Here is a 19,624-nt window from a genome sequence, read left to right on the forward strand (position 1 = left end):
AAGTCTCATTTATGATGCACAGCATCAGATTATCTTATGGGTCGTAAAATGCTCGCCCGGCACATCCAGTACTTTCTCGCGGTCGCACAACACCACAGCTTCACTCGGGCGGCGGCGGCCCTGCACGTCTCCCAGCCCGCGCTTTCGCAGCAGGTCAGGCAACTGGAGGAAAGCCTGGGGGCGCAGTTGTTCGATCGCTCGGGGCGCACGACTCGGCTGACCGATGCCGGCGAGGTCTATCTGCGCTATGCGAAACGGGCGTCGCAGGAACTGCAGGAGGCCAGACGCGCGATCCATGATGTGAGCGACCTCAGCCGCGGCTCATTGCGGGTAGCGGTGACGCCGACCTTTACCAGCTATCTGGTCGGCCCCTTGGTCGAGGCCTTCCACAGCCGGTACCCGAATATCACCCTGAACTTGCGCGAAATCGCCCAGGAGCACATGGAGGAACTGCTGCTGGCGGACGAACTGGATGTCGGTATCGCCTTCGATGAACCCCACGCCCAAGACATCGACACCTACCCATTGCTGGTCGAGACCCTGGCGCTGGTGGTCGGCAGCCAGCACCCATTGGCCCACGCAAGCGCCATCGGGCTACAGGCGCTGAACGACGAGTCGATGATCCTGCTCAGTGCCGAATTCGCCACCCGAGAGCAAATCGAGCGCTACTGCCGGCAGCACGGTATCCGCCCGCAGGTAAGAATGGAGGCCAACGCCATCGGCGCGGTGATCGAGGTGGTGCGCAGGACAACGCTGTCGACCTTGCTGCCAGCCACCCTCGCCCTGGCGCATGACGACCTGGCCGCCATCGCCCTCGACCCCTTGCGCCTGCAACGCACGGCCGTGCTCATGCAGCGCAGGGGTGTCTATCAGACGGCAGCGGCGCGGGCCTTCCTGATGCTGGCCAAGGAGGTGGCCGCACAGCTGGAGCGCAGCTGAGGCTCAGCTCAATTGCGCAATCAGCACCGCGTTGGTGTAGATCAGGCTGCCGTCGCTGGCCCGATGTCCGACCAAGTGGAACTGGCCACGCTCGTCGTTGCTCAGGTAGACGCGCAGGCGACAGTCGGACAGTGGAGCGTAGCCTTCAGGCAAGACCAGGTTCAACGTGTTCATATCGACATCCACCATTGCTTCGAGCTCGTGGCTCTGCTGCAGGCGTTCTTCGGCCTGCTCCAGCGCCGTGTGGGTCGGGCCCTGAATATCAAAATGAACATCACCCACCGGGGTGGATCTTTGCGCGCCGTCAGGTTTGCACCAGCCTTCGATCGTCAGCGTACTCATGACCAATCCTCATGCAGTGGACCGTTTTCGTTTACCGGTGAAAGGTGGACCTCGAGGCCAGCCGAATCGTTCCGATCACGCGCCCTGGCGCTCCGGCCCCGCCGCCACCCGCATCCCGCGCAGCAGCAGATCGAGTGCCGCGCTGGCCTGGGCCAGCCGCGCGGCGCCATCGTCGCCCTCGGCGATCCAGAACGCCGACTCGGTCAGACTGCCGTAGATGAGCGAGGCCAGCGCCTGGGCATTGACCCGAGCGACGATGCCCTGCTCGATCAGGTTGTGGATCAGCCCTTGCATCGACACCACACAGTGGCGCTGTGCCTCGGGTGAACCGCCGCCCAGTACCGCCCTGGCATCGCGCAGCACGATGCGCTGGATCGGAGGCTCGAGTGCCATTTCCAGATAAGCGTGGCAGCGTTGGCGAAAACCGTCCCAGCCATCTTCGGCGGTGTCGGTGATCGCACACAGGCGTGCATCCATTTCGGCGTCGAGCTGCTCCACCACCGCCTGCAACAGGCCCTTCTTGTCACCGAAGTGGTGATACAGTGCGCCGCGAGTCAGGTGCGCCTGGGCGGTCAGGTCGTCCATCGAGGTATCCGCATACCCCCGTTCAGTAAAGACCGTTCGCGCGGTCGCCAACAAGGTGGCGCGGGTTTCTTCCATTTCGGCGCGGGTGCGACGAACCATCCAGTTTCTCCTATCCTGCGGGCTTGGGCGGCTGTTCAAGGGCCGGCCGCCATTGTCATGATCGTCCGCGGCGCTGACAAGCATGCGCCTAACGTCCTAGCAGGTCGGTGATGGCCTGCTCGATCGCACGGGTGTCGGTCTGGTTCAAGCCTTCGCCGGCCACATGACCCCAGTCAGTCTGCAACACCCGCAGTTCGGCGTTGGGAATACCCCTGGCCTCGAGCTCGGCATCGGCTACCGGGAAGTACAAATCGCTCGACGACGGCATCAGCAGGGTGTCGGCCTTGATGGCCGCCAGTGCCTTGGCGAAGTCGCCGTGATAGCGGCTGTTGGCGCTGATATCCGCGCCCTGGCCACTGCGCAACTGGGCGATGATGTCGTTGGCGTCGCGCGCGAGGAACCATGCCTCCCAGAACTCCACCAGGAACGCCTCGAGGGAGGAATAGCCCAGTGCAGTCTGGTCCAGATGCCGGCGAAAGAACGCCTGCGAGAAACCCCAGGCGGCGTAGACCCGCGCCGCTGCGCGCAAGCCCCGCTCCGGCGGCTGGGTATAGGCACCTTGACGAAACGCTGGATCGAGCTCGATGGCCATGCGCACACTGTCGAAGAACACATGGAAATGCCGCGAGGTGCGCGCAGCGCTCTGGAAGGCAAACAGCCGTTCCACACTGTCGGGGAAGGTCGCCGCCCACTCGAAGGCCTGGGCACCACCCAGCGACCAGCCCACGGCCAGGCGTACCCTTTCCACGCCGAAGCGCTCGCTCAACAGGCGCCGCTGCTGGAGCACATTGTCGTGCAGGGTGAGCGCAGGGAACTTTCTGCCGTGCTGCGGCGCCGGTGTGTTGCTGGGCGAGCTGGACAGGCCGTTGGCGAAAGCGTCGGGCACGATGATGAAGTACTTGCGCGGGTCCAGCGCCCGACCCGGCCCGATCAGCCAGGTGGCGTCGTCATGGGTGGCGGCGAAGGAAGTGGGATAGACGATGACGTTGTCCCGGGCGGGGCTAAGCGTGCCGAAGGTCTTGTACGCCAGCCGGGCCCTGGTCAGCGTCGCGCCGGATTGCAGCGTAATATCGCCAAGATCGAAGATTTCGTGGGTCATCAGGTCAGCCTTGTTTCGGGCCAGGGTGGATGGCCAGCCTGGGAAGACTGGCCTTGCTCGCCTGGTCGACGCTCGCCGCCCAGGCACCACGTGGCGAAGGGCCGGTCAGACGGAGTAGGACACCTGCTCGTCGCGGTCACGCATGCGGTAGTAACCCCAGAGGGCCACCAGCAACACCGCCACACCTGCGCACAGGGCCACGTTGAAACCACCCTTGGCGCCGATCAGGTCGACCACCTGGCCCGAGGCGGCGGCACCACCCGCGACCCCGATGTTCAGGCCGGCCAGCAACCAGGTCATGCCTTCGGTCAGTTTGTGCTCGGGCACGATGCGCTCCACCAACGACATGGCCACGATCATCGTCGGGGCGAAGAACAGGCCCGCCACCAGCACCGCGGCCGACAGGCCAAAGATGTTGCCGGCCAGCAGCAGTGGCAAGGTGGTCGCCGCCGTTGCCAGGCCGCCCAGGAGCAGCAGCTTGCGCAGTGGCGTGTTGAGTTTCAGCGCGCCAAACACCAAGCCGGCGACGCAGGAACCGATGGCGTAGCACGACAACACCACACTGGCCGCAGCCGGCGTGCCCATCTGCTCGGCGAAGGCGACGCTGACGATGTCCACGGTACCGACTATCACGCCCATGGCAACCATGAGCAGGGTCAGCAGGCGCACATCGGCAAGACGAAACACCGAATCGTTATCCCGACCGCCCGCTGCGGCAGTTTCCACTGGCGGCTCGGTGCTCACCTGCACAGCCAGGGCGAACACGCCGATTGCCAGCAGCGCTGCGGCCGCCAGCGGACCTGCCTGGGGCAGCACGGCCACGCTCAGGCCCACGGAGATCGGCGGGCCGGCGATGAAGGTGACCTCATCGAGCACCGTCTCCAACGAGAAGGCTGTCTGCAATTGCGGCTTGCCGCGGTAGATGGCGGTCCAGCGGGCACGCACCATCGCCGACATGCTAGGCATGAAGCCGGCCAGCACAGCGCCAACGAACAGCGTCCAGTCAGGCGTATTCCAGTGGCTGCAAGCCAGCAGCAGGAGGATGCCGCAGACACTCAGGCCGGCAGCCGCCGGCAGCACCCGACGCTGGCCGTAACGGTCCACCAGCCGCGAGATCTGCGGTGACATCAAGGCATAGGTGAGGACGAAGGTGGCCGACACCGCGCCGGCCAGGCCATAGCTGCCGCGGATCTGCGACAGCATGGTGATGATGCCGATACCTGTCATCGGCAACGGGATGCGCGCCAGTAGGCCGGCCAGGGCAAAGCCCTTGCTGCCACGGGCTTGGAACAACTCACGGTAGGAACTGAACATGCTCGACACTCCTTATCGAAAAGCCCACGACGCGGATGTCGACGGGCCAGAGCAAGATACATACAAAGCGTATGATTAAAATCTTATTATCATACGCACCGAATGTAAAGACACTTCAGCCACGCCCACAGCACGCCACATCGTGACCAATGGTCAGCAAGGTCAGCAGGGTTTCGCCCTGCACACCCCAGCAGCCATCGAACACCTGCCCGATGGCAAACCAGGGGGCAAGCCGGGTCGAAGTCAGGCGCAGGCGAAAACTTCCCTGCTCGTCCCAGCTCAAAAGCTGCGCTTCGCAGAAATCCATGTCGGTGTGGCAGATCGGGAACACCGCCTTGAAGAATGCCTCCTTGGTACTGAAACTCAGGTAGAAGAAACGCAGCGCCTCGGTCGGCGACATGTCCTCCAGTTGTGCCAGTTCACTGTCGGACATCACCTGTTTGGTCATAAGACATAGCTCTGGGTGCCATGCGATATGCTCGGCATCCACTCCCACCCCAATGAAATGCTGGGCGTCGCCAGCGCAGGCCATGGCCAAGCCTTGGGTATGGGTGATCGAGCCAACCACGCCGAGCGGAAACTGCGCATAGCGATACGGCCGGGCCACCGGCAACCAGGCCGGCGCGTGGCCAAGGGCCTGCAGCGCCGTGGCGGCACAGGCCCTGCCCGCGGCGAACTCCTTGCGCCTGGCGGGCAAGGCGTGCTCCAGACTCGGCTCGCAGGCCGACCCCGGCTCACTGGCACCCCGGTAGTCATCAAGACCGATGGCATATAGTTCAAGGCCTTCGGGGCGCGGTTGCTGGAAAGGCCAGATGGACTGCGCCGCGGTCATGAACGAGCTCCTCGATTCACAGGATCTTCCGTTGTTCGGTCATGCGCAGGCGAGCATGGTAAAAACCCGGCCCGCCATAGGTGACATCCGCAGCCGGGCCGATCGCCCCACCATGCAGGTCGGTGAATACAGCGCACTGGCTGATGAAGAAGTTCTCGCAGAAGTTCGTCGACAACAGCGCGCCGATCTGCGCGGCAACCTGCCCCATCGCGCTCTCCACGCCTGCGTCGGTGGTGTACAGGCCAAGGCCCAGCACGCCATACGCCTGGCCGATACGGCGAAGCTCCGCGAGCACCTCGCGCATATCCGGCTTGCCAATGATGAAAGACACCGGCCCGCGCACCTCACGGGCGTAATGCTCGACACTGCTGGCAAAGCCCGGACGCACCTCGATCACCGACGGCGAGAGGATGCACGCCTGCGGATATTCGACATCCTCCAGCACCTCGGCGCGGCGCAGCACCCTGGCGAAATGTGCGTCCTCGCACGCTCGGATCTCGGCCAACCTGCTGCGGTCCAGCACTGCGCCCAGCAGTTCGCGGGGTGGGGCGAACCTGCCCAGCACCTCCTCGACACGCGCGACCAGGTCGTGCTGGAACCGCTCCACCGTGACGCGGCCGCCGGGCACGCCGATGCCCTCGGCCAGCAGGTAGATGTTCTGCGGCGAGGTGCACAGCTGGGCGGAGTAAGAACACAGGCCGAACGCCAGGTTCTCGAGCATTCCGTCGTAATCCGCCGTCGAGTGCACCAGCACCGAGGTTTGTGCGCTCTGCTGGGTCATCACCCGAGCTTGCCAGGCATGTTGGCGCAACCAGCTACCGAACTCGGCGCCGCCCATGTAGTCGACCAGGCGCACGGCGTCATGCCGGGCGGCGTCACGGTAGTGCGCCAGGTTGTCGGAATGGAACAGGTTGACGATGTCGTGCGGCACCCCCACCTGGGCGCAGGCCGCCTTGATCGTCCTGACCGTCAGGGCGATCGGCAGAACCGCATTGGCGTGGGCGACGAGCACCACCGGGCAGCCGGCGGCCAATGAAGCGAACAGCCCAGGGTAAGCACCCCAGGTCGGCACCACTTGGCCGGCGAACACCAGTGACAGCCCGGCCGGCATCACACGGAAGTCACGCTGAATGCGCTGCGCCGGCCCCTGCCCCACCAGCAGCTCGTTCTCCAGCTGGCAGGTGAGCCCGCGCGACACCTCGAACACATTGGCCACCGACTCCAGGGCCCGGGCCTGGGCGTGGATGGCATTGGCATGAAAGCCCATGAACAGGCCGTGGCCACTGGTGTGCATGCCGACATGGGCAAACAGGAAGGTGTCGGCGTGCAACCGCGCGATCACCTCGCAGAGCAAGGCGCAACGCAGCTCGACATCCAGCTGCTGCCACTTGCGCATGGCACCGTCGGCGCGCTCGACCAGCGTATCGAAGGCCTCGGCCCGGTACGTGATGCCCAGGTCGAAGCCATAGGGCGAGCGTTCGGCACCTGCGCGCCGGTCCGCTGCCCCGTCCACCACACCCGGTTCGACCGTGAACGGGTTGCCCAACAGGCTGTTGAATTTCTTCTCGCCCTGCTCGATCAGCTTGGCGTCGTAATCCGTCAAGTCGTCGGAGAACGGGCTGAACGGCTGGCGTGTGCGCACCGCGGCAGTGGCCGCGAGCAGCATCGGTCCATGCTGCTCGCGCCAGGCCTTGAGCTTGCGCAGGTTCATGCCGTGCCACCGGCCTGGGCGAAGGCCTGCGCGCCCGGCATCTGTGCGCTGAACAACGCATCCAGCTCGGCGGTGCTCAGGCTACGTGCCATGGCGACAAACTCAGCGGCGTCGTTGCCGACACAGTAATGGCTCTCGACGTGCGGGGTGGTCAGCACCTGCAGGATGACCTTGGCGAAATCATCGGCCGTGGTCACGGCCTGCTGCGCCAGCGCTTCGCTTTGCCCCAGGAAGGTCTCGAACGACGCCCCGTAGATCGCCCGCGCCTGAGGTTGCGCCTGGGCCAGGACCTGCTGTCCGGTGGCGCGGAACTTGCCCCAGATCGGCGTATTAATCGCGCCGGGCTGCACCACGCTCACGCTCACCCCGGAGTGCTCGAGTTCACGACGCAGGGCATCGGTGAAGGCCATCTTGGCGAACTGGGCAATCGAATAGGCACCCAGGTAGGGCACGGCAATGCTGCCCAGCCCAGAGGTGACGTTGACCACCCGGCCACGGCTGCTACGCAGCTGGGGCAAGGCGGCCTGGGTGACCAACAGTTGGCCGATCACGTTGGTGTCCAGCTGGCGCCGCAGCTCCTCGGCACTCAACAGTTCCAGCGGGCTGGGCACGCAGATCCCGGCGTTGTTGACCAGCGCCCACAGGGGCTTACCATCGGTAGCCCGGGCGATTTCACCGAAGGCGGCGGTGACCGACGCCTGGCAACTCACGTCCAGGGTCACGGGTAGCAGCCCTGGTTCATCGGGCAGCTCCTGGACATGACGCGCGGCGGCGAACACCTGGAAGCCGCTGCGCGCCAGCAACAGAGCGGCCGCCAGGCCAAGCCCCGAAGATGCGCCGGTGACGAGTACGCTTTTCTTGCTCATGACAATCCCTTATCTGGTGGTTGATCGCGGTTTCACTGGGCACGCACGGCAAGGTCGTCGAACAGCAGCGAGACTTGCAGGCGTTCGCGCATGGTCCGCGCGGGCGCCAGCCACATGCTCAGGTCGCGCTTAAGCCGCGGTACGAAGCGGTCGTATTGCTCCACCTCGCTCAAGGCCCGGGAGGCGTTGACGATGGTCCTGGCCCGCGGCTGGCGGATAGCTTCGTAGCGGCGCAGGGCTGCGGCGTGGTCCGGCGCATCGGCCAGCACATGGCCGAGCACTGCGGCATCCTCGATCGACATGCCGGCGCCCTGGCCGAGGCTGGTCAGCATCGGGTGCGCGGCATCGCCCAGCAGGGTTACCCGCCCCTTTGTCCAGGTCGCGGGGAACGAGCGGTCCTTGGCATCGACGCTGATGATGGCATCGTCTGGCGTGGCCTGGATGATGTCGCCGACGATCTCTGGCCAGCCCTCGTACACCTGCGCCACATCCGTGCGGTTACCCTGCCACTGCCGGGCCTGCTGGTTGGGCATGTTGGCCGTGCCCCACCAGTACACCCAGCCATCGCCGATATCGATGATGCCGACGCGCTTGCCCTTGCCCCAGTAATGCACCACATAGCCTGGGGTGATCTGCGGGTGGCTGTAGCGCACCAGCGCCAGCCAGCAGATGTAGCCGGCTTCCTGCACGACGCTACGCACGCCCATCGCCTCGCGCACCGCGGAGTGATAGCCGTCGGCGCCGACCAGGATGTCGCCGCTGACCTGGCTGCCATCCTCGAAACTCACCCGAACCCCTCCGGGCTGCTCTTCATAGCTGGCAAAGCGCTTGCCCAGCTGGATGTCCGCCTCGCCCAAATTGTCCAGCAGTGCTTTCTGCAACTGCTGGCGAGAGATGCACACGCTCTGCGCGCCCTGCGCCTGGGCAATCTCCTGGAACGGCAGGCGTTTGAGCAGCAGGCCGGACTGGTGGCGGATCTCGAAGTCGAGGATCGGCGCGCCGTAGCGTTCCAGGCCCAGGTCAATACCCAGCAGGCTCTGCATCGCGGCGCTGGCATTGGACATCACCGACAGGCCCGAGCCGGAAACCCGCAGGCTGTCGGCCTTCTCGAACAGGCGCACAGCCCAGCCCGATTTCTTCAAGGCCACGGCGGTTGCCAGGCCACCGATGCCGGTACCGATGATCAGTGCGGTGGGTGCGTTGCTCATTGCTCAGTCCCTTGTTGAATGTCTGCCAGGATCGCGGCCACCAGCGGGCCGACGAAGGGTTCTTCCATGATGGTCAGGTGGTCGCCTTCAACTTCCACCAGCCGCACTTGCCCCGAGGTCTGCGCGGTCCAGCCGTTGAGCGGGTCGTTGTATTCGCTGCGGATGGTGTCGTGCATCTCGCGCAGAATCCGCGGCAGCGGCTGTTTCGCCCGCACCAAGGTGATGTCGACAGCCGGACGGCGGGCCAGGTAGTTGTATTCGGTGGCTGCATCCCAGTTGTTGCGGTACACCTCGAAAAGACGCTGCATCACCGCTTTGGTGCTGCCGGCCGGGATCGCGCCGATGGCAATGGCATGGTCGGTGATGTAGTCGAAACGTGCCTGCAGGCCCTCGATATGCTCGGGCACCAGGGTCACCGGCAGCTCCGAGCCGCGTGAGGTCCACAGCAGTTCCCAGAAGAACCAGCTCAGCAGACCGTCATCGCTGGCCTTGCCCTTGGCCTGGTCGCTCAGCGCCATGGTGTCGAGCACCAGTACGTTGCTCACCTGCTCACCCGCCTGGATCAACTGGTTGGCGATCTCGAAGGCGACGAACCCGCCATAGGACCAGCCACCGATCAGGTAAGGCCCCTGCGGCTGCACACGGCGCATGGCCTCGATATACAACGCGGCCTGCGCCTCGACGCTGGCGACCGGTTGCGAACCAGCGTCCACGCCCGAGGCCTGCAGGGCGTAGAACGGCTGGTCGGCCGGCAGGTGCGGCAGCATACGCAGGTACGAAAGGATGTTGCCGCCCATGGGGTGGACCAGGAACAGCGGTTGGCGCTCGCCGGTCTGGCGCAGTGGCACCAGCGGGTCGAACTTGAACTGCCCGCCTCCCTGCTCGATCAGTTGCGCCAGCTTCTCCATGGTCGGCGCGCTGACGAAGGCCGACAGCGGCACGTTGATGCCATAGAGCTTTTCGACCAGTACGACGATACGCATCGCCGTCAGCGACGTGGCGCCACAGTCGAAGATGCTCTGCTCGGGCGCCAGGCTCGGCAGCTTCAACAGTTCGGCGGCCAGCTGGCAGAGCTGGGTCTCGTAGGCGCCGATTGCTTCGCGGTAACTGCGGTTGCTGGCCAGGCGGATCTCCAGGGCACGAAGCTGCGCATCATCGCGCTTGCCGCTCGGCGTGGTGGGCATCCGCTCGATTGCCACGATATGGCTCGGCACCATGTAGGCTGGTAATTGCTCGGCCAGCTGCGCGCGCAGAGCGTCGATATGTGTCGACTGCTGCGCGGCGTCCCCCACCAGGTAGGCCACCAGGTAGGCGTCCAGCTGATCCCGTGGACGGGCGACCACCGCGACCTCCACACGCTCGCCAAGTGCCTCGAAGTACTCAAGGATCTTCAGTTCGATTTCGGAAGGCTCGACCCGGTAGCCACGCACCTTCACCTGCGCGTCGTTGCGCCCCAGGCTGATGACCTGCCCCTGCAGGCTGCGGATACCGATATCGCCAGTGCGGTAGTAACGACCACCTGGCACTTTGCCATGACGGACAAACTTGGCAGCGGTTTCGTCCGGCGCACGGTGATAGCCGTTGGCCAGGGCCTCGCCGAACACGCAGATCTCACCCGGCACACCATCCGGCAGCACCTGCCCGGTACTGTCGAGGACCAGCACGCCGACGCCGTCGATGGCCCGGCCGATCGGTGGTAGCGCCGGGAAGCGATCAGGGTCGCCGCTCATGGCATGGCTGGTCACCACGTGAGTTTCGGTCGGCCCGTACTGGTTCTCCAACAAGCTGGCCGGCAGCCTCTTCATCAGCGCACGAATCTCCGGGGTGACTCGCAGTTGTTCGCCAGAAGAGCCGATTACCCGCAGACCACGGGGGTACAAGTCCAAGGTGGCGGCGGTCTCGGCCAGTTGCTGCAACGCCACGTAGGGCAGGAACACCCGCTCCACGGCGTACTGATCGAGGTAGCGCAACAGCGCCGCCGGATCGCGCCGCTGATCCTCGGCAATCACCTGCAACGTGGCGCCGGCGCCGAGGGTGGCGAATATTTCCTGGAACGATACGTCGAAACTCATCGGCGCGTACTGCAGCGTCGAGGCCACCGCGCCGCTAGCGGAGCCGTTCTGCCACACTACGAGATTGGCCAGCCCGCGATGGGCCATGGCTACTCCCTTGGGCGTGCCGGTGGAGCCTGAGGTGAACAGGATGTACGCCGGGTCGGCGGCTTCGATCTCCGCACACGGTGCCCAGGCCCTCGTCGCGCCGCCGGGCTCTTCCTGCCCCAGAGGCATACACGGCACCTGGGCCGATGCCCCCGGTACCTCAGTGTCGCTGACGATCAACTTAGGTGCGGCCATGCGCACAATCAGTTCGAGCCGGCTGGCCGGGTAGCCAAGGTCGAGTGGCAGGCACACTGCGCCGACGGCCGAGATGGCGACCACGGTGGCGATCTGCTCGAACGAGCGAGGCAGGGCCACGCCAATGATGTCGCCCTGGGTCACGCCACGGGCTTGCAGGCGGGTAGCCACCTCACCCACTTCACGCCACAGACGGGCGTAGTCCCACTGCCCTTGCTCACCCCTCAAGGCGATGGCCTGCGGGTTGCTGCCCACGGCGGTGGCGATGCGCTGCGGCGCCGCGACAAAGGCTTGCCCGGCTTCGCTGTCGAGCAGTTGGCCAAGTTCGGCAAGACTTCGCCCGACCGTGACGGCGGCCTGAGGTTGGTAGGCCATGCCGGCCAGCGCCAGGTTGAACAGCTCCGCATAGGCCTGGCCTTGTTCACCGGCATAGCGCCCGGCGTCCATGTCGACCCGTACGCTTACACCTTCGCCGGAGTAGCCGCGCATCACGTTGGCTAGAATGGCGAAACTGGTTTCTTCCTGCGGGTCGAACTCGGCGATCTCGATTCCGGCCTGGGTCGCCACATCGTGCAGCACATGGAAATGGATATAGTTGAAGGCTGTCGCCAGGGTGATCCCCGGGCTGGCGTGCTGGATCTCACTCAAAGGCAAGCGACGATGCTTGTGGCTGCGCTTGTCGAGCAGGTACAGGCGTTCGACCAGGGCTTGCCAGCTGCCCTCGAGGCTGGCACGTATGGGCAGGGTGTTGAGGAAAAGCCCGAGCATATGCTCGGCATGCTCGACCTCTGGACGGGCATGGGTTACCACGCCGGTAGTCACCTCCTGCGCGCCGCTCATGGCCCCAAGCGCCAGACAGTGCGCGGCGAGGTAATACAACTTGATCGGCACGTGGCTGGCACGGGCCACTTTGGCCAGCGCGGCGTCCAGGCGCGTATCCACTTCGAAGCGGTACGAGAGCACGCCATGGCCTGGCGCCTGCAGGTGCCCTGCCAAACCGACCGGCAGGGTGTTGCTGGCGCCATCGAGGTAATCGCGCCAATACTGGCGATGCTCGTCGTCGGCCATCGCCGCCAGTTCGTCCTCGACGAACATCGCCGGGCTCGGCAATGCCTGCCCAGGGTAGTCAGGCTCGGCGCTGCCGCCCTGAGCGTAGGCCAACAGCAACTCGCGCATCAGGTTGGCGACACTGCCGCCGTCAAGGATCGCATGGTGGAAACTGAGCACCAGGTCGACCACCCCGGCGTTGTCATCGGGGAACAGGGTGATGTTGAACAACGGTCCTTCGGCAAAGCCATAGTCGTGCTGGGCCCAGTCACGCATATGGCGCGCGATCCGTTGCTCGTGACGGCCATCCTGGATGGCGACGATCGCCAGCACACGTTCCACCGGTAGCGTCCGACGCACCAGTTGCAGCGGCCGACCGGGATCGCTCAGGTTGAAGCAGGTGCGCAGGGCCGGGTGCCGTGCGACAACGCCCGCCAGCGCCTGGCGGAACGCGGCCTCGTTCCAAGCCATCTTCAGCGTGTAGCGGAACACGTCTTTGTAAGCCTTCGCATCCTGACGCTCACGACTGTGGAACAACAGGCCCAGTTGCAGTTGCGACACCGGATAGGCATCGGCCCAGTCTTCGGCCAGACGCTTGCGCTCCACCTCGCGCACCAGGGCGAACGCCGGCAGCGCTTCGCGGCTTGGCACACTGGCCAGCGCATGCTGCTCCAGCACTTGTGCCAGATCGCCGAGGGTGGTGTGTTCGCCTAGCGCCGAGAGGTCGATGGCATAGCCCCGGTGCTCAAGCTCCGAGCGCACCTTGAGCATGAGGATCGAATCCCCGCCCAGGGAATAGAAGTCATCCTCACAGGCCATGTCCTGCTCGCCGAGCACCTTGCGCCAGACCTCGGCGACCAGTGCCTGGTGCTCGTCCAGCACGGCGGTCGGCGTCACCGCCACCGAACTGTTGATCAGTTGCAACGCACGCTTGCGGTCGAACTTGCCGTTGGGCGTGAGCGGCATGTGGTCCAGGGCGGCCCAACGCGACGGCAACATGAACGCAGGCAGCGTAACAGCCAATTGCTGGCGCAACTGGCGCTCTTGCAGCGGTTGGCGGCTGACATAGGCCGCGATCAGGTGCTTGCCGCGTACTTCGTCGTCTTCGACCAGTATCTCGGCGTTGAGGATGTGCGGCAGTGCCATCAATGCGCTCTTGATCTCGCCGAGCTCGATGCGATTGCCGCGGATCTTGACCTGGCCGTCCATGCGACCGAGGTACAGGATCGAACCATCTGCCTCCCAGCAAGCCAGGTCGCCGGAGCGATACCAGCGGCGGTTGTCGTTGGGGTCGGTGATGAAGCGTTCGGCCGTCAGTTCGGCGCGGTTCAGGTAACCGCGGGCCAATTGCACGCCGCCGATCTGCAGCTCGCCCGGGATGCCGATCGGCTGGCGTGCGCCATGTTGCGAGACGATGCGGATCGAGGTGTTGTTGATCGGGAAACCAATGGGCACCACTTCGATATCGTCACGGCCACGCAGATCAAGCTCGAACCAGGTGACGTCCACGGTCGCCTCGGTAGGGCCGTACAGGTTGACCAACCGCGGCGGCCGCGTGTCTTCGCCGAACAGCCGGCGGTACTTGTTGACCACCGCCGGGCTCAAGGCCTCGCCACTGGTGAACAGACATTCCAGGCTGGCCACCGACGCCAGCAGCCGTCGGTCATCGGCCAGCGCCTGCACGTAGGGCTCAAGCATCGAAGGCACGAAGTGGGCGACGGTCACCCCGTGGTACTGGATTGCTTCGACCAGCGCCCGCGGATCGCGCTGGGCGCCCGGTGCGAGCAGGGCCACACTGGCGCCGGTCATACTCCACCAGAACAGCTCCCAGACCGACACATCGAAGGAAACCGGGGTCTTCTGCAGGATCACGTCGGTGGTGGCCAGCGGATGGACCTGCTGCATCCACTCCAGCCGGTTGATCACGCTGTGGTGCTCGATGACCACGCCTTTGGGGCGGCCGGTCGAGCCCGAGGTGTAGATGACATAGGCCGGGTCGCGGGGGCGGGCCTTGCTGCGCAGCAGCGCACCTTGTGGCCCCTGCTCGGGAACCGCGGCAAGGTCGAACCAGCGCGGATCGCTACTGGCGATCACTTGGGCCAGGTCGGTGATCACCACCTTGGCCTGGCTGTCCTCAAGCATGTACTGGATACGGTCCTGCGGGTATTCGCTGTCGATGGGCAGGTACGCGGCGCCGGTCTTGAGCACGCCGAAGATCGCCGCGAGCATGCGTGGCGAGCGCTCCAGCGAGACCGCGACGATGTCGCCGCGCCCAACGCCGCGCGCCTGCAGGGCCAGGGCCAGCGACGAAGCCCAGGCGTCGAGCTGGGCGTAGCTCAGCGCTGCCCCCCGCCCGTCGCGCACGGCGACCTGGTGCGGGTGCCGCGCTGCGGTTGACTCGAACATCGACATCAGCGTTTCGTGTTCGCTGTAGGACTCGGCAGGGCCGTCTTCGAACTGGGCGAGGGTCGTGGCCTGTTCGGTGGTCAACAGGTTCATCGCCGACACGGGCTGGTCGAGGTGGCTCTGGAAACACTCGACCAGTTGCACGAAGGCATCGAGGAACTCCGTGGCGCTGCGTTCGGAGGCAAAGGCCAAGCTGTTCAGGCACACCTCGCCCTGCACCTGCGCGCATTCGCCGTAACTATGCAAGTGCACCGCAACGGCATCCTGAGCGTGCACATGGGCGATGTTGCGCAGGTCCGCCGGCTGCAGCGCGTCCAGGTCATGCGATGGATAACGCAGGTAGGAAATAGTGGCATCGAACAACTGGCGTGAATGCCCCGAGCGAGCCAGGGCCGAAACCTGGCGACCGAACGGGAGCGCTTGCCTGTCCTTGAGAAATGCCGCTTCCTGTCGGATGGCCTGGGCGATTTCGCGGAAGGTCTGGTGCTGATTGATTTCGACACCGAGCGCCAGGGTGTTGGCGCGCTGCTCGACACGGGTGATCCGCGCAGCGTCACGGTTGAGATAAGGGACGCCGATGAAGAATCGCTCACTGCCGTACTGGCAGGACAGCAACACCGCCAGCGCGGCCGATACGCTCATGAACGGCGTGATGCCACCTTCCAGGGCGTGCTGCACATCGGCGGCGGCGATCTGGAAGGTGCGCCGATAAATGGGCGCCGTCGACAGCGTGCCCGCCGACTTGCCGAACAGAACCGGCTCCGTCGCGGCGTACCGGGTGGCGACTTCACGCGCGGCGGTGTCGAACTCATCCGCTGCCAACAGGGGGCTGGCGGCGGCGAACGGCTGGCTCTGCAACAGTCGCTCGGTGCCGCCAGTACGTACGTCGAGGATCTTGCGGGCCAGCATATCCAGCGCCCAACTGTCGGCGACAATATGGTGGGCACGCAGCATCAGCACCAGCTCGGAGGGCGAACGCCCCACCGCAATGTCCACCAGCGGTTCGCCGGACAGCGTCCAAAACTTGCGCGACCACTCTTCGAAAAAGGCCTCGGCACCCGCCGCGTCGGCGAACGCATAGCGCTCGACTGCACTCGGCGCGGGAGCAGCCTCGGCGCACGCAGCGCCTGCATGCTCGACATAGATTCGCCGGCAGGCGGGCTCGCCCTGCATCACGCCCTCGGCGGCCTCATGCAGCGCATCCAGACCGAACGACAGTGGCAGGCGAATGCTCAACGCCACGGTGAACTGATGGCTTAGCGGCTCACGCTGAGCCTCGACCCAGATGTCCTGTTCGTAAGGGCTCAGCGACTGTGCTTCATGCAGGGTTGCTTCGCTGGCGTTGATCGCAATGTTCATCGGTGACCTAACTCCCTTTAGATAGTGGATTCCGGCTCAGCGGACCGCCCCTGCAAGCCCTCTTCAGGCTCGTCGAATCCAGCGCAGGATGGTCCGTCATCCGCTTTGTAACACTGGCGCGAATAATGTCGCTGAGTGACAGATTGTGTCAAGCGTCATATTTCTTACAGTGAATACTTTAGAAATTGCGCAAATGTCACATAAAAACCATACTGCTCGATTGGTCTACACTCGTTGACCTGACCTAACAGGAGGAAGTAGACGCGTGACAGAGAAAGAAGAGGTAGGTAGGCGTGAACGCAAGAAGCTGATGCTGCGTGACGCGCTGATTTCCGCGGCCTATGAGCTGTTTGCAGAAAAAGGCTTCGACGAGACACGGGTCGAGGACATTACCGAGAAAGTTGACGTATCCACCCGCACGTTCTTTCGCTACTTCGCGTGCAAGGAAGACGTGGTGCTCGACTATCAGTCAGCCGAGCACGACGACTTCATGGCCGCCCTCAACCGCCGCCCGCCCGAAGAGCCAGCACTGAGCGCGCTGCACCACGCTGCGGTGGAAGTCGTGCGATGTTGTGAAAATGGCTCTTACGGCTTTGATGCCGACCGCTTCATGACCCTGCAGGAACTGCTGCGCAGCCACCCGCTGGTCAGGGCGAAGAACCTGCAGAACGGCGTGGAGCGCCGTGACTCGATCGTCAAGCTGTTGGCCCAGCGCATGGGCACCGACTCCAGCGAGGATATCCGGCCCAATGTCCTGGCCTGGGTGCTGGACTACGCGCACATCGCTGCCCATGACCTGTGGAAGATGAAAAAGTCCTCACCGGTGCCCTATTCCGACGTTCTCGACGAAATCTTCACGGTCATCGAGCAAGGCCTGAACTTCCCGGCGCATGCCCCGGCCTGAACTGTCTTGCCTGAACCAATCATCCCTGGACCTTCGCGCACTCGAATTGGCGTTACCCCTCATGGGGTCATTCGGGTGCCCTTGCCGGGGATGCATCGGGTTCTTGAACAACACGCTCACCGTCTCCAAGGCGACCGAAGTCTTTCACCAATACCGCTTCCATCTCTCGTGCCCGCATCGCCAACACTTGGCAAAACGGCTCCAACACCGCTGACGCTGGCCGATGCTCCGGGCGGATCAACATCACTCGGTAGGGCACTGAAATACTCAACCGCCGAATAGAAAGCCCCGCCTGTCGAGCATCCAATCCGCTCAACGGATTGATGATCGCCACCCCCAGGCCCTGTCGAACCATGGCGCACACCGAAGCCGCGCTGGTGGTTTCGATCACGGTACGCCGGTTCACCCCCGCCTCGCGGAAACGGCGGTCAAGCTGCTGTCGGTAGCTGTCCAGGCTGGCCAGGTTGATGAAATCGACTTCGTGGAAATCGCGCAGCTCAAGTATCGGCTTGGCCAGCAGCGGGTGCCCCCTGGGCAGCACGCAGACCATGTCGGCGCTGAACAGCAACTCACCGACCGCGCCCCTTGGCACCTGCTCGGTTTCGGTCAAACCTAGGTCGTGCTGCTGGGCGACCAGCGACTCTTCCAGCAGCGGCGACTCCTGGGCGGTGATACTCAGGCTTACGCCCGGGTGTTGCTGATGGAAGGTTTTGCAGGCCTTGGGCAGCAGTGTCTGCGAGAACAGCGGCAGGCAGGTGATGGCCAGCCGGCCCTGTTCGAAGTTGCGGATGGCCTGGGCGAAGCGGTCGATGCGCTCCAGGCCGACGAAGGCGCGTTCGACTTCCTCGATCAGCAGCAAGGCCTGGGCCGTGGGCGCCAGGCGCCCGCCTTCGCGCTCGAACAGGTTCAGCCCGGTGACCTGCTCCATGCGCGCCAGCTCGCGACTGACGGTGGGCTGCGAGGTGAACAGCAGGCGGGCGGCGCCGGTGACGCTGCCGGCGGCCATGATGGCGCGGAACACTTCGATGTGGCGGATAGAGAGTTTCATGTTTGAACCCGCACCTGTGGAATGAACGCGTGGGAGCGGGCTTGCCCCGCGAGGCTTGGCATTGATCGCGGGGCAAGCCCGCTCCCACAAGGCTTTCATTGCATATCAAATATGAATAACTAATTGAAGAAAAGATATTTTTATGGATCACCAATCTCCCTCACCATCGGTGTATCCATTACAAGGAACCCCACCATGACCACCACCCTCCTGGCCCAGGCCGTTCGTCAGCACGGCTCCCCACTGTGGGCCTACGACGCCCAGACCATCCACCAGCGCATCGACCAGCTGCAGCAGCACTTCGACACGGTCCGCTTCGCGCAGAAGGCCAACCCGAACCTGCGTGTCCTGCGCCTGATGCGCGAACGTGGCCTGGTGCTCGATGCCGTGTCGCTGGGGGAAATGGAGCGGGCCTTCGCGGCCGGGGCGACGGTGGACGGCGATCCGGCCGGCGTGGTGCTGACCTGCGACGTGCTGGACCAACCGACTCTGGCGCGGGTAGTCGACACGAAGATCGAGGTGAACGCCGGTTCCATCGACATGCTCCGCCAGCTGGGCGAGCACTCCCGTGGGCACCGGGTGTGGCTGCGCATCAACCCGGGGTTCGGCCACGGCCACAGCCGCAAGACCAACACCGGCGGCGAGAACAGCAAGCACGGCATCTGGCACGAGCAACTACCCGAGGCGCTGGCTTGCGTGAAAGAACACGGCCTGCATCTGGTCGGCGTGCACATGCACATCGGCTCAGGGGTGGATTACGCGCACCTGGAACAGGTGGCCGGCGCCATGGTCGGGCTGGTCGGCAAGCTGGGCATGGATATCGAGGCCTTTTCCATCGGTGGCGGGCTGTCCACGCCGTACCGCAGCGATGACCAGCCGGTAGACCTGCAACGCTACGCCCGCACCTGGGCGGTGGCTCGGGCCGAGATCGAAACCATGCTCGGCCACCCCGTGCGCATGGAGATCGAACCGGGCCGCTTCCTGGTGGCGGAGTCGGGTTGCCTGGTGACCGAGGTGCGCGCCGTCAAGCAGATGGGCGACCGGCACTACATCCTGGTCGATGCCGGCTTCAACGACCTGATGCGTCCAGCGATGTACGGTGCCTACCACCGCATGAGCCTGTTCGATGCGGTAGGCCGGCCAGTGAGCCGCCCGCTGCAGCCGACCGTGGTGGCCGGGCCGCTGTGCGAGTCGGGTGATGTGTTCACCCAGAACGACGAGGAACTGACCCCGCAGCAACTGCCCCAGGCCAAGGTGGGCGATCTGCTGGTGATTCACGATGCAGGGGCCTACGGTGCTTCGATGTCGTCGAACTACAACAGCCGTCCCCTGCTACCTGAGTTTTTGATCGAACAGGGCAACCTGCGCATGATCCGCCGGCGCCAGACCGTGCAGGAGCTCTTGGCCCTGGAACTGGGGGTTTAACGCCCAGCTCTACCTGTGGGAGCGGGCTTGCCCCGCGATGCGATGTATGGCGCCGGCTTCGCCGGTGGTCGCGGGGCAAGCCCGCG

Annotated in this window: 13 protein-coding genes; 3 read left to right on the forward strand and 10 right to left on the reverse strand. The window is 64.6% G+C overall.

All coding sequences use genetic code 11. The features are described from left to right. Positions 1 to 48: 48 nt before the first annotated feature. Positions 49 to 939: a transcriptional regulator CynR gene (gene cynR / locus HU735_RS20120; protein ID WP_186714930.1), complete on the forward strand. Its 891-nt coding sequence runs from the start codon at positions 49 to 51 to the stop codon at positions 937 to 939. 3 nt (positions 940 to 942) lie between these two features. On the opposite strand, the gene HU735_RS20125 is transcribed toward cynR, so the two are convergent. The 9 genes from HU735_RS20125 to HU735_RS20165 form a co-directional block, all read right to left on the reverse strand. Further along, positions 943 to 1,281 carry a hypothetical protein gene (locus HU735_RS20125; protein ID WP_186714931.1) on the reverse strand — a complete coding sequence of 113 codons (339 nt, stop codon included), beginning with the start codon at positions 1,279 to 1,281 and terminating at the stop codon, positions 943 to 945. Between the two features lie 75 nt (positions 1,282 to 1,356). After that, positions 1,357 to 1,965: a TetR/AcrR family transcriptional regulator gene (locus tag HU735_RS20130; protein ID WP_186714932.1), complete on the reverse strand. Its 609-nt coding sequence runs from the start codon at positions 1,963 to 1,965 to the stop codon at positions 1,357 to 1,359. A gap of 88 nt (positions 1,966 to 2,053) precedes the next feature. Continuing rightward, entirely contained in the window at positions 2,054 to 3,064 is a 1,011-nt protein-coding gene (locus HU735_RS20135) for an alpha/beta fold hydrolase (protein WP_186714933.1), read from the reverse strand. Positions 3,065 to 3,169: 105 nt separating this feature from the next. Further along, positions 3,170 to 4,378, reverse strand: coding sequence for an MFS transporter (locus HU735_RS20140; RefSeq protein WP_186714934.1), 1,209 nt, complete (start codon positions 4,376 to 4,378; stop codon positions 3,170 to 3,172). 115 nt (positions 4,379 to 4,493) lie between these two features. Next, a complete protein-coding gene (locus tag HU735_RS20145) occupies positions 4,494 to 5,210 on the reverse strand; it encodes a 4'-phosphopantetheinyl transferase superfamily protein (protein ID WP_186714935.1) in 717 nt (238 codons plus the stop codon). Between the two features lie 16 nt (positions 5,211 to 5,226). Further along, positions 5,227 to 6,921, reverse strand: coding sequence for an aldehyde dehydrogenase family protein (locus HU735_RS20150; protein ID WP_186714936.1), 1,695 nt, complete (start codon positions 6,919 to 6,921; stop codon positions 5,227 to 5,229). Beyond that, positions 6,918 to 7,787 (reverse strand): SDR family NAD(P)-dependent oxidoreductase, encoded by an 870-nt coding sequence (locus tag HU735_RS20155; protein ID WP_186714937.1) that lies wholly within the window; start codon positions 7,785 to 7,787, stop codon positions 6,918 to 6,920. Before HU735_RS20155 ends, HU735_RS20150 begins: the two co-directional genes overlap by 4 nt. A gap of 32 nt (positions 7,788 to 7,819) precedes the next feature. After that, positions 7,820 to 8,995: an FAD-dependent monooxygenase gene (locus tag HU735_RS20160; RefSeq protein WP_186714938.1), complete on the reverse strand. Its 1,176-nt coding sequence runs from the start codon at positions 8,993 to 8,995 to the stop codon at positions 7,820 to 7,822. Next, entirely contained in the window at positions 8,992 to 16,161 is a 7,170-nt protein-coding gene (locus HU735_RS20165; RefSeq protein WP_186714939.1) for a non-ribosomal peptide synthetase, read from the reverse strand. Before HU735_RS20165 ends, HU735_RS20160 begins: the two co-directional genes overlap by 4 nt. Before the next feature lie 265 nt (positions 16,162 to 16,426). Here HU735_RS20165 and HU735_RS20170 point away from each other — a divergent pair, with 265 nt between their 5' ends. Next, positions 16,427 to 17,065, forward strand: a complete 639-nt coding sequence (locus HU735_RS20170; protein ID WP_186714940.1) for a TetR family transcriptional regulator — start codon at positions 16,427 to 16,429, stop codon at positions 17,063 to 17,065. 67 nt (positions 17,066 to 17,132) lie between these two features. On the opposite strand, the gene HU735_RS20175 is transcribed toward HU735_RS20170, so the two are convergent. Next, positions 17,133 to 18,113: a LysR family transcriptional regulator gene (locus HU735_RS20175; RefSeq protein WP_238349857.1), complete on the reverse strand. Its 981-nt coding sequence runs from the start codon at positions 18,111 to 18,113 to the stop codon at positions 17,133 to 17,135. A 195-nt stretch (positions 18,114 to 18,308) separates the two neighbouring features. Here HU735_RS20175 and lysA point away from each other — a divergent pair, with 195 nt between their 5' ends. Next, positions 18,309 to 19,538, forward strand: coding sequence for a diaminopimelate decarboxylase (gene lysA, locus HU735_RS20180; protein ID WP_186714941.1), 1,230 nt, complete (start codon positions 18,309 to 18,311; stop codon positions 19,536 to 19,538). The last annotated feature ends 86 nt before the right edge of the window (positions 19,539 to 19,624 follow it).

It is taken from the genome of Pseudomonas sp. BW16M2 (assembly GCF_014268865.1).
Lineage (GTDB): Bacteria > Pseudomonadota > Gammaproteobacteria > Pseudomonadales > Pseudomonadaceae > Aquipseudomonas > Aquipseudomonas peradeniyensis.

What these genes read in the sequence shown, in the direction of transcription:
- HU735_RS20155 (WP_186714937.1), bottom strand. Translation starts at nt 7,787, where the DNA reads ATGAGCAAGAAAAGCGTACTCGTCACCGGCGCATCTTCGGGGCTTGGC.
- HU735_RS20145 (WP_186714935.1), bottom strand. Translation starts at nt 5,210, where the DNA reads ATGACCGCGGCGCAGTCCATCTGGCCTTTCCAGCAACCGCGCCCCGAA.
- HU735_RS20135 (WP_186714933.1), bottom strand. Translation starts at nt 3,064, where the DNA reads ATGACCCACGAAATCTTCGATCTTGGCGATATTACGCTGCAATCCGGC.
- HU735_RS20125 (WP_186714931.1), bottom strand. Translation starts at nt 1,281, where the DNA reads ATGAGTACGCTGACGATCGAAGGCTGGTGCAAACCTGACGGCGCGCAA.
- HU735_RS20175 (WP_238349857.1), bottom strand. Translation starts at nt 18,113, where the DNA reads ATGAAACTCTCTATCCGCCACATCGAAGTGTTCCGCGCCATCATGGCC.
- cynR (WP_186714930.1), top strand. Translation starts at nt 49, where the DNA reads ATGCTCGCCCGGCACATCCAGTACTTTCTCGCGGTCGCACAACACCAC.
- HU735_RS20140 (WP_186714934.1), bottom strand. Translation starts at nt 4,378, where the DNA reads ATGTTCAGTTCCTACCGTGAGTTGTTCCAAGCCCGTGGCAGCAAGGGC.
- HU735_RS20150 (WP_186714936.1), bottom strand. Translation starts at nt 6,921, where the DNA reads ATGAACCTGCGCAAGCTCAAGGCCTGGCGCGAGCAGCATGGACCGATG.
- HU735_RS20130 (WP_186714932.1), bottom strand. Translation starts at nt 1,965, where the DNA reads ATGGTTCGTCGCACCCGCGCCGAAATGGAAGAAACCCGCGCCACCTTG.
- lysA (WP_186714941.1), top strand. Translation starts at nt 18,309, where the DNA reads ATGACCACCACCCTCCTGGCCCAGGCCGTTCGTCAGCACGGCTCCCCA.
- HU735_RS20160 (WP_186714938.1), bottom strand. Translation starts at nt 8,995, where the DNA reads ATGAGCAACGCACCCACCGCACTGATCATCGGTACCGGCATCGGTGGC.
- HU735_RS20165 (WP_186714939.1), bottom strand. Translation starts at nt 16,161, where the DNA reads ATGAACATTGCGATCAACGCCAGCGAAGCAACCCTGCATGAAGCACAG.